General features: G+C 67.4%; 14 protein-coding genes and 1 pseudogene. 12 read left to right on the top strand and 3 right to left on the bottom strand.

What is annotated here, in order from left to right; all coding sequences use genetic code 11:
- Positions 1–78 precede the first annotated feature (78 nt).
- From M4D77_RS15475 to M4D77_RS15455, 5 genes are read left to right on the top strand one after another with little or no spacing between them, the layout of a single operon-like run.
- Positions 79–351, top strand: a complete 273-nt coding sequence (locus M4D77_RS15475; RefSeq protein WP_259936624.1) for an excalibur calcium-binding domain-containing protein — start codon at positions 79–81, stop codon at positions 349–351.
- Between the two features lie 21 nt (positions 352–372).
- Positions 373–849 (top strand): helix-turn-helix domain-containing protein, encoded by a 477-nt coding sequence (locus tag M4D77_RS15470; protein ID WP_259936623.1) that lies wholly within the window; start codon positions 373–375, stop codon positions 847–849.
- Entirely contained in the window at positions 846–1,304 is a 459-nt protein-coding gene (locus tag M4D77_RS15465; RefSeq protein WP_159370208.1) for a VOC family protein, read from the top strand. The genes M4D77_RS15470 and M4D77_RS15465 overlap by 4 nt, the downstream gene beginning before the upstream one ends.
- Positions 1,305–1,354: 50 nt before the next feature.
- Entirely contained in the window at positions 1,355–2,056 is a 702-nt protein-coding gene (locus M4D77_RS15460; protein ID WP_259936622.1) for a YoaK family protein, read from the top strand.
- A 10-nt stretch (positions 2,057–2,066) separates the two neighbouring features.
- The gene (locus tag M4D77_RS15455; RefSeq protein ID WP_058253315.1) at positions 2,067–2,897 is read left to right on the top strand and encodes a DUF2786 domain-containing protein; all 831 of its coding nucleotides are present in this window, start codon (positions 2,067–2,069) and stop codon (positions 2,895–2,897) included.
- Here the strand turns inward: M4D77_RS15455 and M4D77_RS15450 are convergent.
- Positions 2,894–3,835 carry a YhjD/YihY/BrkB family envelope integrity protein gene (locus tag M4D77_RS15450; protein WP_159370210.1) on the bottom strand — a complete coding sequence of 314 codons (942 nt, stop codon included), beginning with the start codon at positions 3,833–3,835 and terminating at the stop codon, positions 2,894–2,896. The genes M4D77_RS15455 and M4D77_RS15450 overlap by 4 nt on opposite strands.
- Before the next feature lie 44 nt (positions 3,836–3,879).
- On the opposite strand from M4D77_RS15450, the gene M4D77_RS15445 reads away from it, so the two are divergent.
- A complete protein-coding gene (locus M4D77_RS15445) occupies positions 3,880–4,398 on the top strand; it encodes a TIGR04338 family metallohydrolase (RefSeq protein WP_058253351.1) in 519 nt (172 codons plus the stop codon).
- A 6-nt stretch (positions 4,399–4,404) separates the two neighbouring features.
- Here the strand turns inward: M4D77_RS15445 and M4D77_RS15440 are convergent, their stop codons facing one another.
- Together M4D77_RS15440 and M4D77_RS15435 are read right to left on the bottom strand one after the other, a co-directional pair.
- On the bottom strand, positions 4,405–6,432 hold the full coding sequence (locus M4D77_RS15440; protein ID WP_065629263.1) for a CocE/NonD family hydrolase: 2,028 nt from the start codon (positions 6,430–6,432) through the stop codon (positions 4,405–4,407).
- Positions 6,433–6,646: 214 nt separating this feature from the next.
- Positions 6,647–7,834 carry a glycoside hydrolase family 76 protein gene (locus M4D77_RS15435; protein ID WP_259936620.1) on the bottom strand — a complete coding sequence of 396 codons (1,188 nt, stop codon included), beginning with the start codon at positions 7,832–7,834 and terminating at the stop codon, positions 6,647–6,649.
- 279 nt (positions 7,835–8,113) lie between these two features.
- Here M4D77_RS15435 and rplJ point away from each other — a divergent pair, with 279 nt between their 5' ends.
- The 6 genes and pseudogenes from rplJ to M4D77_RS15405 all read left to right on the top strand — a co-directional run bounded on the left by rplJ (position 8,114) and on the right by M4D77_RS15405 (position 13,658).
- Complete coding sequence (rplJ, locus tag M4D77_RS15430) at positions 8,114–8,644, top strand: 50S ribosomal protein L10 (protein WP_004019499.1); 531 nt, start codon at positions 8,114–8,116, stop codon at positions 8,642–8,644.
- Positions 8,645–8,731: 87 nt separating this feature from the next.
- Complete coding sequence (gene rplL / locus M4D77_RS15425) at positions 8,732–9,121, top strand: 50S ribosomal protein L7/L12 (RefSeq protein WP_004019500.1); 390 nt, start codon at positions 8,732–8,734, stop codon at positions 9,119–9,121.
- A gap of 283 nt (positions 9,122–9,404) precedes the next feature.
- Positions 9,405–10,365 (top strand): annotated as a pseudogene (locus M4D77_RS15420) (hypothetical protein).
- 373 nt (positions 10,366–10,738) lie between these two features.
- Complete coding sequence (locus M4D77_RS15415) at positions 10,739–11,965, top strand: ABC transporter ATP-binding protein (RefSeq protein WP_068970872.1); 1,227 nt, start codon at positions 10,739–10,741, stop codon at positions 11,963–11,965.
- Between the two features lie 2 nt (positions 11,966–11,967).
- Positions 11,968–12,774, top strand: a complete 807-nt coding sequence (locus tag M4D77_RS15410) for an ABC transporter permease (RefSeq protein ID WP_004023366.1) — start codon at positions 11,968–11,970, stop codon at positions 12,772–12,774.
- 2 nt (positions 12,775–12,776) lie between these two features.
- On the top strand, positions 12,777–13,658 hold the full coding sequence (locus tag M4D77_RS15405; RefSeq protein WP_058253306.1) for an ABC transporter permease: 882 nt from the start codon (positions 12,777–12,779) through the stop codon (positions 13,656–13,658).

Genomic DNA, 13,658 nt, shown 5'->3' with positions numbered 1-13,658 from the left:
CTTTTCGCCGGCCGGAACCCGTAGTGTCACCTCGTCACGTTGAGGTGTCGGGGGACACTACGAAGAAGGTCAAGCACGATGCGTTGCTCGCGAAAGATGGTTCTCGGATTCCTGGCCGCGACGTCGATGACGGTCGCTCCGCTGATGGTGGCGGCACCCGCCGCGGCGGCAACCGACTACGCCAATTGCACCGAACTGCGCGGCGACTACCCGCACGGTGTCGGCAAGACCGGCGCCGTCGACTCGACGTCGGGTACGCCGGTCACGACGTTCACCGTCGACGACGAACTGTACGAGGCGAACTCCGAGAGCGACCGCGACGGGGACGGCATCGCCTGCGAGAAGCACTGAGCGTGCGTCACACTGGGTGACGTGTTCACCCAGGTCGAGGACGAGAACCGCCGGTTGCTCCGTGCGCGCGACGTCATCGACCGCTCCTACGCCGACGACCTCGACATCGCAACGCTCGCACGCATCGCGCTGATGTCGCCGTCGCACTTCATCCGCCGATTCCGGGCCGTGTTCGGGGAGACGCCGCACCGCTACCTGCAGCGTCGGCGCATCGAGCGGGCCTGTGCCCTCCTTCGGACCACCGACGTCCCGGTGCTCGACGTCGCGTTGCTGGTCGGCTACGACAGTCCTGGCACGTTCGGCCGGACGTTCAGCCGAATCGTCGGCTCCAGTCCCACGGCCTACCGGCAGCGTGTCGCTCCGATTCCCGTTCCCGGTTGCTTCGTGCGCCGGTGGACCAGGCCGAGCAATGCTGCCACCGGGGTCCCGCGAGCGGCCGAAGTGAGCGATTTCGGAGAAGCGCCGGCCGGGCCGCCGGTCGTATCGTCGGGCGCATGATCAACGGCATCGGTATCCATTCCGTCTACGTCCTCGATCAGGACGTCGCACTCGACTTCTACGTCGGCACACTCGGTTTCACGGTCGACACCGACGTCGACATGGGTTTCATGCGGTGGTTGACGATCGCGCCGCCCGGTCAACCCGACCGGCTCATCCTGCTCGAGAAGCCCGGGCCGCCCGCGCTTTCCGACGAGACCGCCGCGAAGATCCGCGACCTCGTGACGCAGGGGGCGATGCCGGTGACGATCCTGTCGACCGACGATTGCCGCGGCACCCACGCGGCGCTCGTCGCGCGCGGCGTCGAGTTCACCCAGGACCCCGAAGACCAGCCCTACGGCACCGACTGTGCGTTCCGGGACCCGTTCGGCAATGCGTTGCGAATGACCCAGCGGGCCGTCGCCGCCCGGCCGATCCGAGCCGAGGACATCGCCTGCTGGGCACCGGACGATTGACCTGGTCCGCCGACCATCCCGACCGGCACGCAGGCGTTAGATTCGTGCCCATGGCGGTCCGTCTCGACAAGTACCTGAGCAGCAACCACCCGGACATCGCGATCGCGGCAGCGTTGCTGTTCCTGGCCGGGCTGGTCGACGCCATCGCGTTCGTCGTGCTCAAGGGCAGCTTCGTCGCGTTCATGTCCGGCAACTCGACGATCCTGGGAGCGTCGACGGCCGCGGGCCGGTGGTCGACGATCGCCGTCGTCGCCGGACTCGTCGCGGCCTTCTTCGGCGGGGCCGTGGGCGGCGCGGCACTCGGTCGCTGGGGCGGACAGCACTCGCCGGTCTGGGTTCTCGTAGCCGTGACGGTGACGCTTCTCGCCGGCACCGTTGTCGCGCTGACCGCGTCGCCGACGGCCGGGATGATCGTGGTGGCGACTGCGACCGGCGCGATCAACTCGGCACTGTCGCACACCTCGACGGTGCCGGGCGGCTTGACGTACGTCACCGGCACGCTGGTGAAGTCCGCGCACGAGCTGGTCGCCTCGCTGGGTACCGATCGACCGTGGGCGTGGCTGGCGGTGTTCTGGATGTGGCCGGTGTTCGTCCTGGGCGCGGTGTGCGGCGGTTTCGCAGAACGTCACTGGGGTGTCGCCGGGTTGTGGGCCGGGGTCGCGATCGCCGCCTGCACCCTCCTCCTGCGGGTTGCCGAGACGTTGTCTCGGGGCAATTCGCGCTCAGATGGAACCGAACGGGCCGCTGGATAGTCTGAAACATATGCGCGACGACAAGCTGCTCACCCGGATCTCCGCCCTTCTCCGTCAAGCGGAGAACACCGACAACGAGCACGAAGCCGAGACCTTCATGCAGGCCGCCCAGCGGCTCGCCACGGCGTCGTCGATCGACCTGGCGGTGGCGCGGGCCCACGACCCCGCGGCGCGCAAGAAGGTCACCCCGATCAGTCGACAGATCGCGATCGGCGAGCCCGGCAAACGCGGACTGCGGACCTATGTGCAGCTCTTCGTTGCCATCACCGCCGCCAACGACGTGACCGTCGACGTGGCGAGCAACTCGACCTTCGTGCTCGCCTACGGGTACGAAGCCGACATCGACGCCTGCGAGGCCCTCTACACGTCGCTGATCGTGCAGATGGTCGCGGCCAGCGACGCCTACCTGCGGTCGGGTGCCTACAAGGGCGAGACGTTCGCGCGGGTCGTCACCCGCGGGAACGGGTGGCGAGCCCGGCGGGTGATCGAGGAGAAGCCGTTGTCGCCGATCACGGCGCGGCTCAACTTCCAGTCGGCGTTCGCCGAACGCATCGGCAAGCGTCTCGCCGAGGCCCGCGACGCCGCGCGTGCGGAGGCCCTGGCCGCCGAACGCGACTCCGGGGAGACCACGCGCTCGACGGCGGTCGCGTTGCGCAACAAGGAGATCGAGGTCACCGACTTCTACCGGACCGAGTCGAGCGCCCGCGGGACGTGGCGTCCGTCGAGCGCCTCGGCCGGCTACTCGGAGGCCGCACGCCGCGCCGGCGACCGCGCGGGACGTCGCGCGAAGATCGGTGCCGACCGCGAGTTCGGCGGTGCGCGTGGCGCTTTGGAGGGTTAGGGCTCCACACGCGTGGGCGGGGCGTCGACCGGACCCCCGGGCGGCCGGTCGTACCAGGATGCAGACGGGTGCGGGACGAACGGTGTCGGTGTGCCGGCCCACCGCCGCACCCACCGGCCCAGACGACCCTCGTCCGTTGCCACGGCGTGCACGACGATGGCGGTGACGACGAGGATCAGCGCGAACACGAACAGCCAGCTGATCGCGACGAAGACGACACCGAGGGTGCCGTAACTGCGGATGGTGCCCGCCGCGAGCGTCGGCAGTGCGACGCGGCTGCCGGCGAGCAGGGCGGTGATGAGGATGCCGGTACCGAGGCCGTTGAGGACGAGCAGCTTCATCGGTACCTGCGACGACACCAGGAGCCGCGGGATCGCGGTGAAGGTGACCGACCAGATCAACACGGTCACCGCGACGATGAGCCCGATTCCCAGGACGCCCCGATCGCCGATGTGCATGCCGAACAGCGAGGTGGCCTCCACTCCGGTGGACAGACCCTGCACGGTGACCGCGGCGGGGATGAGGAAGACGACGACGACCCATCGCCAGAAGCTGCTCCACGGCAGTTTGGCGACGTCCCAGATCGACACATACATTCGGCCGAGGGCACGGGACAGGGAGGTGGCGCCGGCGATGGTCATCAGCGCACCGACGATGCCGAAGGTCGTCGCCGAGGTCGGGTCGTCGATCGTGGGCGTGTCGAGACTGCTGACGGGGATACCGAGCTGGGTGAGTGCGTCGTCGACGACGCTGGCGCCCGGCAGGGTGAGCACCAGGATCACGACCGGGAGGATCGAGGTGAAGGCCTGCGCGGCCAGGGTCATCGACCGGTCCGTGAGATTGCCTCGAGCCATGTCGATGACGATGCGGAGCATCAGGGAGGCGCCGGGCAGCCGCATCACGCGCTCGCGTACGGCATCGAGGTCGGGACGGCGCATGAAGTCTCCCATCGGCTCCGGGGTCTCTCATCATCGGCGATGCCGTGAGTGAACGGGACACCGGGCGCGCACGATTCTATGAGGCCGAGCACCTCGTGCATCGCCTGTTCGACAACGTGTCGTCGTCACGGACGGTGCAACTCGCCGGCACCGAGGTCACCCTCCCCGCGGAGGCGCGCTTCGCCTCGATCGACGCCGTCGACGACTACGTGGGCCGCGTGCTCGCGCTGCCGGGTGTGCGGTCGAGTTTCGAGCGCGCGTCGCACCCGGTGTCGGTCCGCGAACGGCGCGGCCAGCGGTCCGCGCACTATGCGGCGCGGGTTCGCAGATCCGACGGTGTGCCGGTCGCCGCCGAGATCGCCATCCCGTCCGCGGCCGACGGACGCTGGGCGCTGCGTGAACTGGTGGTGCTGCACGAGCTCGCCCATCACCTCGACGGCACGACCGGCCCGGCTCACGGGCGCGGATTCGTGCTGACGCTCATCGAACTCGTCGGGCTCGTACTGGGGCCCGAAGCCGCGTTCGTCTATCGCGTCGTGCTGTCGGATTCCGGGGTGGGGTGAACGACCTCAGCGCAGCCCGTCGCCGGCCAGCAGCGTCAGGTGGCTCGGGTGGTCGGGGTCGAGGACCAGGCGCTGGTGTCGGCGGCCGCGTGCCTTGATGAGGTCGGGCACGAGCGTCAGGTAGCGCGGGAGACTCGCGGCGTAGACGTCGACCCGGAGCCGATGGCCCGGCTGCAGGACCGCGTCGGTGGGGACGAGATCGACGTCGAGGCGGATCGGTTCGTCGGCGGGTACCGGCAGCTTGCGCTTGCGGGACAGATAGTGGTGCGCCGAGAGCAGGCTGCCGTCGTCGGCGTACGTCGACTTCGATTGGTCCAGTGCGCGATTCGACGCCGACAACGCGCCGTTGGTCAGCACCACCGACGTACCGTCGGGCGCGACGTCGTTCACGGTCACCGCCCAGACGGCCTCGTGTGCCGTGGTGGCGACGTTGAGGCGCAGGTTCATGGCGCCGCTGATCGGGGTTGCCTCTCCGACCGGCTCCGTGGTGAACGACAACGCGCCCCGCTCCTGGTATCGCGCATCCCGGGCGAAGTCCGCGCCGAGGGCCAGCGTCGCCCCCGCGGTCACCTGGGTCATGTCCCGGGACCGGAGCCCCCGAGTGTCCGGACGTACGTGCAGGGACGAAACACCCTGTGCGGGAGTGGTGCTCAGCGAACCGTCGTGGACGCAATGGTCGGCGGTCGACGACGGTTCGGCAGTCAGGTAGAGCCGCGTCGGGGCCACCCCGGGACGCGGGAAGCTCTGGCCCGCGGTCCACGCACCGCCCTGCTGCAGCATGGTGACCGGCCCGTAGTACTCGATCCCGTTGCGGTGCCCCTTGAGCCAGCGGTCGAACCACGCGCGTTCGAGGACGTCCAGGCGCGGGGGAGCGAACTTGCCGCCGTATCCCGACCCCACGTCGAGGTGATAGCCGTCGCCGACGATCATCTGCTTGCGGCCCGGCTCCATCTGTAGGCGCTCGTACACCCCGGTTGCACTGCGGCCGAACAGATCATGCCAGGCGCCGACGGTGAAGGTGGGTGCTTCGATGCGGTCGACGATCGGGTCGCGGGCGTCGAAGTACGGGTCGTCGAAGATGCGTGGATCACGGGCGGTCAGGAACCCCCACAGCAGCGAGGGGATCTCGGTGGCCGGGGACTTCACCCGGTCGATCGCCCAGCGCACCGCGTCGCCGCGCACGAGGTCGCGGATCACGTTGGCGGGGTTGGGAACCCACTTGAGCATGTTGACCGCGGACAACCACACCGGGATGAAGGCCGACGGCATGCCGCCGGTGATGTAGATGTCGCGCACTAGGTCGTCGCAACCCTCTACGGCGAACACGGCTTTCAGCTGTGGCGGCCGCTTGTCCGCGGCCTGCAGCGAGTTGATCGCCGAGTACGACCAGCCGGCCATCCCGACGGTCCCGTCGCACCACTCCTGCTCGGTCACCCAATCGATGACCTCCACCGAGTCCTGCTGCTCGCGAGGACCGAGGATCTGCCATTTACCCAGGCTCGCGCCGGTTCCGCGGACGTCGACGACGACCTGCACGTACCCGCTGCGTACCAGGTTGCGATTGATGCCGAAGACGTCGAAGACCCCGCCTGACAGGGTCTGTGTCAGCGTCGTGAGTCCCTCGAGGGCCGTGCCCGTCGCGTCCATCGACCGGGATGCGGTGTGCAGTGCCTTGCCGAGGACGGGGGCGTGGAGGGTCTGGTCGATGAAGTCGATGGCCGCGCGGTTGTACGGGTTGATGTTGATGACCGCGGGATAAGGGGTGAGGATCGTCTGCCCGAACCGGTTGGCGGGCCGGATGACCGTGGCGCGCAGGACGACGCCGTCGCTCATGGTGATGGAGACGTTCCGGTCGATGACGACGCGCGGGTAGAGCTGCTTGCCGTCGACCTGCTCGCGCCAGCGGATACCGTCGGCGCCGCCGGTGGGATCACCCAGCGGGAGCGTGCCGAAATGCGGCGCACCAGTGGTGCGGGTTCGCGTCGACGGAGCGACGCGGGCGCGCGGCTGTGTGGGATCCAGCTGGTACGTCATGGTGCATCACCCTGCCTGGGATGAGGTGTCGCACCCGCGAGTTGTTGCACGGATCGAGACGGCCGGGTGGACACCGACACCCCGTCGTGTCGGTCGCTTGCTTCCCGGCCCGTCCGCTGGCTGCGGATTACAGTGTGGTCCAGGTCACTTCACGTAGTCGCTGAAGGATAACTCAGCGGCGGTATCGGATGGCTAACGAGGTGGCGTCTTTTGGTCATGGCCGTGTGTGTTCCTGGTCACATTCAGGTAAACCCAGATCGATGGCGGCCGCCGCCTCGAGCACCATCCACGCCGACAACTGCACCGACAGATCCCGCTCCGGGACCTCGGAAGGATTGACGGCGCCTGCCACGAACTGGGCTTTCGTGCCGGCGTCGGTCGGGATCACCGCGTTTCGTCGCCAGTCGCTGGAGAAGATCACCCGTCCGGCGACCTCGGTGCGATGAGCCCACGCGGCGTCCGCGCTACGGGTCACGATCCGGGCTGCCCGCGTACGGAGTTCATCCGAACCGTCGGCCTCGGGCAGGTCGGTGGCGATGAGTGCGAGGTAGCGGGCCAGTACGCCGTGGAAGAGGCCGCCGTCGCCGCCACCTCCGCCGTTGATCACCCCGTCGGTGCAGGAGTGGTGCTCGACGGCGCCGAGCAGCCGGGCCAGCCGGTCGAGGTGCCGGCGATCCCCGGTCGTCCGCAACGCCTCGAGTTCGGCGCCCAGCACGACGCCCTGGCAGTAGGTGTAGGTGCCGGTCTCGGGTTTCAGTGAACCGTCGGGCAGCTTCTTGAGACCGTCGATGACCAGATGGGTGTCGGGATCGACGAGGTTGGCGTCCATCCAGTCGCACATCGCCACGGCGCGTTCGACGTGACCCGTGCGTGCCAGCAGGATCGCGGCCGGGCCGTTGGCCGGTGCGTTGAAGAACTGATCGGCCTTGCGCCAGGGGATGCCGCCGCCGTCCGCGGGCACCCAGGCGTCGAGCATCTGCCCGGCGAGGACACGGAGTCCGCTCGCATGGTCGAGGTGCAGGTGCCGGTCGGCGCGTTCGATGGCCAGTCCCAGCCACGCCATGTCGTCGTAATAGTTGTTGGTCCAGCGGCCGCCGTTGCGGACCCGGATGCCGCGCAGCAGCCGGTTGGCGTCGTCGGCGACGTCGGGGTCGAAGGAGCGGTCCGAGCCGACACGGTGGATCGCGGCGTCGACGATCAGGTCGACGAGGTGTGCCTGCCACCAGTAATGCCAGGATCCGAACTGGGCCTGCACGCGCCCGATGGGCCAGGCGACGGCTCCGGCACGTGTCCCCGGCAGCCAGAAGGCCCGCTGCAGGTGACGGTCGTAGATGGCGTCCGCGACGGCCTGTGCGCGGGCGTTGGGGTCCCGCAGGTCCGACGATTTGGATTGTTCGTCCACGTCCGCGTAGCCTAGTCGTCGATGTGATGCACACCCGTGCGTCGTATCGGTTCAACCAGAGACCGTTGGTCGTCGGGATTTCCCGGACGAAGGCGCGACGAGGTCGCCGGCCCACGCAGGATGAACGAGGAATGTCGCTCCACACGAACAGTGTGTGCGTTCACGCCCCGTGCCTGTGTGCCGGGGCGTTTGTCATCTCCGCCCTCGATCGCCTCCCGATGCCTGTCGCTCTTCTGTTGGACTCGACCAACTCATAGTGACGAGGAGAGGAGGCGAAGTATGGCCAAGTCCGAAAAGGTCGCCGCAGTTGCGGAGATCGCGGAGCAGTTCAAGAGCTCCACGGCGACGGTTGTCACGGAATACCGTGGCCTGTCCGTCACCCAGATCAGCACGTTGCGACGTTCCCTCGGTGAGGGTGCAACCTACTCCGTCGCCAAGAACACCCTGGTGAAGCGTGCCGCTGCTGAGGCGGGCGTGGAAGGGCTCGACGAGCTGTTCACCGGTCCGACCGCGATCGCCTTCATCGAAGGTGAGCCGGTCGTGGCCGCGAAGGCGATCAAGACGTTCGCCAAGGACAACAAGGCGCTGGTCATCAAGGGCGGGTACATGGACGGCCGCGCGCTGTCCATTGCCGAGATCGAGCAGATCGCCGACCTTGAGACCCGTGAGGTCTTGCTGGCCAAGCTCGCCGGTGCCATGAAGGGCAACTTGGCAAAGGCCGCCGGTCTGTTCAACCAGCCGGCTTCGCAGGTGGCGCGCCTGGCCGCGGCCCTGCAGGAGAAGAAGAACGAAGCCGGCGAGACCGAATAGGTCGTCCGCCGCACCACACCAATCCCCGAACCGTACGGGGATGAACACCGAAGCCCCGTACGGGGACTGACAGGAAGGACGCCAACCATGGCGAAGCTCACCGCTGACGAGCTCATCGATCAGTTCAAGGAACTGACCCTGCTGGAGCTCAGCGATTTCGTGAAGAAGTTCGAAGAGGTCTTCGAGGTCACCGCTGCGGCTCCGGTCGCCGTCGCCGCTGCCGGTGCCCCGGCTGCCGGTGGCGCCGAGGCTGCTGCCGAGCAGGACGAGTTCGACGTCATCCTCGAGGGTGCCGGCGACAAGAAGATCCAGGTCATCAAGGTCGTCCGCGAGGTCGTCTCGGGCCTGGGCCTGAAGGAAGCCAAGGACCTCGTCGAGAGCGCTCCGAAGGCTCTGCTGGAGAAGGTCGACAAGGAGGCCGCCGAGGCTGCCAAGGCCAAGCTCGAAGAGGCCGGCGCCAAGGTTTCGGTCAAGTAAGACCGACTCACGCGCAAGCGTTTCACGAGCCCGGGACAGCATCGCTGTCCCGGGCTCGTTGCTGTCCCGGGGAGGGGCGCTGGGTCGGGAGGGCGCTGGGTCGGGGTTCGCCCGCACACCGGCCCGCGAATTGAGGTCGCATGCGATCTCGTTTCGTCGTTGCGACCTCGATCGAAGTCGCATCGACGACATGAAGTCGCATGCGACCAAGAGGTTGGCCGGCTCGGTAGGAGACCCGGCTCGGCGGATGAAACCGACGGGGCGGTCCGTGCGTCCAAGTCCCATGCCTGCGCCCTTCGCTCATGAACTGCCCGTCGACCGATACGGTCTCGTTCGTCGGGAAGCGACCCTGCGGGCCGGTGTCGGGGACGACGTCGTCGCCGCTGCAGTCCGACGCGGTCAACTCCTGCGGCTGGCGCCGGGGGTGTGGGTCGAGGGGGGAGCGCGGTTCGAGGGGGCCGGCGGGCGCCGATCTGCTCTTCCGGCACCGATCCATAGCCGTGGCGACATCGGCGCGCGACCGCGGCATCTCGACACTGAGTCACGAATCGGCCGCCGCGCTTCTCGGGCTCGACACCCTGCATCCCGATCGCACCACGGTGCACCTGACGAAGGCCGCGAAATCCAGTGGCGGCTATGTGCGCGGACACCGTCATGTCCACAACGGCCCGCTGGGCCGCGATGAGACGGTCACAGTGGACGGATTGTCGGTCACGAGTGTCGAACGCACCGCGGTCGACATCGCGATGGCCGGTGACTTCGCCCAGGGGGTCGTCGTCTTCGACCGGGCGCTGGCGAAGGACGCGGATCACGACACGATGGCGGCCATGCTCGACGCACGCACGGGATGGAAGAACGTCGGCACTGCTCGCAGAGCGCTGGCGTGTTCGAACCGTCGATCGGAAAGCGTCGGTGAGTCGTGGAGCCGCGCGCAGATGATCGTCGCCGGACTCCCGGCACCCCGCCTGCAGAGCTCGTTCTCGACACCGGACGGAGAAATACGAGCGGACTTCGACTGGGACGGCCGGGTGATCGGTGAGTTCGACGGCCTCCAGAAGTACGGTCGGCTACTCCGCCCCGACGAAGAGCCACGTGATGCATTGATCCGCGAGAAGCGCAGGGAGGACGCGCTGCGCGCTCTTGGGATCATGGTGATCCGCTGGACCTGGTCGACTCTCGAACGCCGAGAACTCGTGGCTCTACTACGACCGTGGTTGACGACGACAGGTTCGCCCGCGGCCTGACCGTACGCAGAGCTAACACAGTCCCCATCGAATGCGTTTACGCATTCGACGCACTTACGACGACCACCCGCGCCTCGACCCCGACGCGCGGTGCTGAGCCGTCGAAATCGTGTTCCGCAGGTGAAGCCCAGGTCTGCGGTGGCCGTCACATCGAGGGGCCGGCCCGACTTCCCTCACCGCGAACCATCGGATATTGTCATCGGCGCGGCGAGAGTTACCGGGCGGTAGGTTTCCCGCAGCCATCACCGAGAACCACGCGGCGGCGTTGTGGGCGGGGACGGGTCGGTTAGAGTGACCCCAACCACAAATGCCGCCGGTTGGTGCGCGGTCACACCGTGGCCGCCTCGGGGGCAGCGATCGTCTGGAGGAAGTTGTGGGTGTTGAGGTCAGCGTCGAAGGACTCACCAAGTCGTTCGGTTCGCAGAACATCTGGCGTGATGTCACTCTGACCCTGCCGGAGGGGGAGGTTTCGGCGCTGCTGGGTCCGTCGGGTACCGGTAAGTCGGTGTTCCTGAAGACCCTGATCGGGCTGCTGCATCCGGAGCAGGGGTCGGTGATCATCGACGGGACCGACATCACGCAGTGTTCGGCCAAGGAGCTCTACGAGATCCGCAAGCTGTTCGGCGTGCTGTTCCAGGACGGCGCTTTGTTCGGGTCGATGAGCCTGTTCGACAACATCGCGTTCCCGCTTCGTGAGCACACGAAGAAAAAGGAGAACGAGGTCCGCGACATCGTGATGGAGAAGATCGACCTCGTCGGTCTGACCGGTGCCGAGGACAAGCTTCCCGGTGAGATCTCCGGCGGTATGCGCAAGCGCGCCGGGCTGGCGCGCGCGCTGGTCCTCGACCCGCAGATCATCCTGTGCGACGAGCCGGACTCGGGTCTGGATCCGGTGCGTACCGCCTACATCTCGCAGTTGCTGATCGACATCAACGCCCAGATCGACGCCACGATCCTGATCGTGACCCACAACATCAACATCGCGCGGACGATCCCGGACAACATCGGCATGTTGTTCCGCAAGGAACTGGTCATGTTCGGTCCGCGGGAGCAGTTGCTGACCTCGGAGCAGCCGGTGGTCAAGCAGTTCCTCTCCGGTGACCGGTTCGGTCCGATCGGTATGTCCGAGGAGAAGGACGAGGCGGTCCAGAAGCAGGAAGAGGCGATGCAGGCCGCGGGTATCTCCGGTGGTGGTACCAAGGAGGACTTCACCGAGATCATTCCGCAGGTGCAGCCCAATCCCGGTATGCCCGAACGCAAGGCGATCGCCCGGCACCGCGAGCGCGTGCACGCGATGCTGCCCGACCTGCCCCATAACGCTCAGGAGGCGATCCGCCGCAGCCAGGAGCAGGAAGACCAGATCCGCGAGGAGAGCCGCCAGCACGCCGACAACATGGCGAACGGCAACGGCCCGTCCGGCAACAACAGCTCCGGCAATGAGTGGACGACCGCGCCGAGCAACGTCGCCGTCGCGGACTCCAAGACCGACGTCATCGACTACGGCGGCAGCGATGCCCCGACCGAACAGTGGCACACACCCGGTGATGCACTGACCAAGCCCAGCCATCGTGCTGATGGGAACGAAGGGCGGACACCCTAGGGATGAGCAGTGCCACCACGCGTGGCGTCGACCGAATCGCGCAAGCCGGGACAGGTGCCCTGTCACAGACCGGCAATATCGTTCAGCTCTTCGTCGATGTTGCACGCCAGACCTTTGTGCGCCCGTTTCAGTGGCGGGAGTTCATCCAGCAGGCGTGGTTCATCGCCAGTGTGACGATCCTGCCCACCGCCCTGATCGCGATTCCGTTCGGCGCGATCGTCTCGCTGCAGACGGGTTCACTCATCAAGCAGCTCGGCGCGGAGTCCTACACCGGCGCGGCCAGCGTGCTCGTCGTCATCCAGCAGGGTTCGCCGCTGGTGACGTCGTTGCTGATCGCGGGTGCGGCCGGGTCGGCCGTCGCCGCCGACCTCGGCTCGCGCACCATCCGCGAGGAGATCGACGCGATGGAGGTGCTCGGCATCAACCCGATCCAGCGTCTCGTCGTACCGCGTGTGCTGGCGATGGTTCTGGTGGCGATGCTGCTCAACGGTCTGGTCGCCGTCATCGGTATCGGCGGTGGTTACTTCTTCAACGTGGTCGTCCAAGGCGGTACGCCGGGCGCCTACCTCGCGTCGTTCGGTGCGCTGGCACAGCTGCCCGACCTCTGGGTCTCGACCCTCAAGGCCGCGATCTTCGGTGTCCTCGCCGGTGTCGTGGCGTCGTACAAGGGCCTCAACCCCAAGGGCGGTCCGAAGGGCGTGGGTGACGCGGTCAACCAGAGCGTCGTCATCACGTTCCTGCTGCTGTTCCTGGCGAACCTGATCATCACTGCGGTCTACCTGCAGGTCGTCCCACCGAAGGGGAGCTAGACGTGACCGAAGGTGGGGGCGGTGTGACCATCGCCAAGAGCCGGCCCGAGTACTACATGTACGAGGCCCGCAAGCAGCTGGGCAAGCCGCTGAAGGTGCTCGACGGCGCCGGCGAGCAGATGTCGTTCTACGGCCGGACGCTCGCGTGGATGCCGAAGACGATCGTGCATTACACGCGCGAGGTCCTGCGCCTGCTCGCCGAAGTCGCGTTCGGATCGGGCGGACTCGCGGTCATCGGCGGCACCATCGGCGTGATGGTGCTGATGTCGGGGTTCACCGGCGTCGTGGTCGGCCTGCAGGGGTACGCCGCGCTCGACCAGATCGGGTCGCAGGCCCTCACCGGCTTCCTCTCCGCCTACGTCAACACCCGCGAGGTGGCCCCGCTGGTGGCGGGTCTCGCGCTGTCGGCGACCGTCGGCTGCGGCTTCACCGCCCAGCTCGGCGCCATGCGGATCTCGGAGGAGATCGACGCGCTGGAGACGATGGCCGTGCCGTCGATCCCGTTCCTGGTGTCGACCCGAGTGATCGCCGGTTTCATCGCGGTCATCCCGCTGTACGTGCTCGGCCTGCTGTCGGCGTACCTCGCCTCCCGCGTGGTGACGACGGTCTTCAACGGCCAGTCCGGCGGCTCCTACGACCACTACTTCAACCTGTTCCTGCCACCGGCCGACGTCTTGTGGTCGTTCGGCAAGGTGCTGGTCTTCGCGTTCGTGATCATCCTCGTGCACTGCTACTACGGCTACTACGCCTCGGGCGGTCCCGCGGGTGTGGGCGTGGCCGTCGGGCACGCGGTTCGAGCGGCTCTGGTGCTGATCGCGGTCCTGGACTTCTTCCTCGGCCTGGCGATCTGGGGCACCACGACAACCGTGCGAGTGGGAGGTTAA

Origin of the sequence: Gordonia sp. p3-SID1431 (genome assembly GCF_025143765.1) — a bacterium.
GTDB lineage: Bacteria > Actinomycetota > Actinomycetes > Mycobacteriales > Mycobacteriaceae > Gordonia > Gordonia hongkongensis.
This window is presented reverse-complemented; position numbering and strand designations above follow the sequence as displayed.

Excerpts from the sequence above, each read along its gene's own strand:
- M4D77_RS15475 (WP_259936624.1), top strand. The coding sequence starts at position 79 with ATGCGTTGCTCGCGAAAGATGGTTCTCGGATTCCTGGCCGCGACGTCG.
- M4D77_RS15465 (WP_159370208.1), top strand. The coding sequence starts at position 846 with ATGATCAACGGCATCGGTATCCATTCCGTCTACGTCCTCGATCAGGAC.
- M4D77_RS15460 (WP_259936622.1), top strand. The coding sequence starts at position 1,355 with ATGGCGGTCCGTCTCGACAAGTACCTGAGCAGCAACCACCCGGACATC.
- M4D77_RS15455 (WP_058253315.1), top strand. The coding sequence starts at position 2,067 with ATGCGCGACGACAAGCTGCTCACCCGGATCTCCGCCCTTCTCCGTCAA.
- M4D77_RS15450 (WP_159370210.1), bottom strand. The coding sequence starts at position 3,835 with ATGCGCCGTCCCGACCTCGATGCCGTACGCGAGCGCGTGATGCGGCTG.
- M4D77_RS15440 (WP_065629263.1), bottom strand. The coding sequence starts at position 6,432 with ATGACGTACCAGCTGGATCCCACACAGCCGCGCGCCCGCGTCGCTCCG.
- rplJ (WP_004019499.1), top strand. The coding sequence starts at position 8,114 with ATGGCCAAGTCCGAAAAGGTCGCCGCAGTTGCGGAGATCGCGGAGCAG.
- rplL (WP_004019500.1), top strand. The coding sequence starts at position 8,732 with ATGGCGAAGCTCACCGCTGACGAGCTCATCGATCAGTTCAAGGAACTG.
- M4D77_RS15410 (WP_004023366.1), top strand. The coding sequence starts at position 11,968 with ATGAGCAGTGCCACCACGCGTGGCGTCGACCGAATCGCGCAAGCCGGG.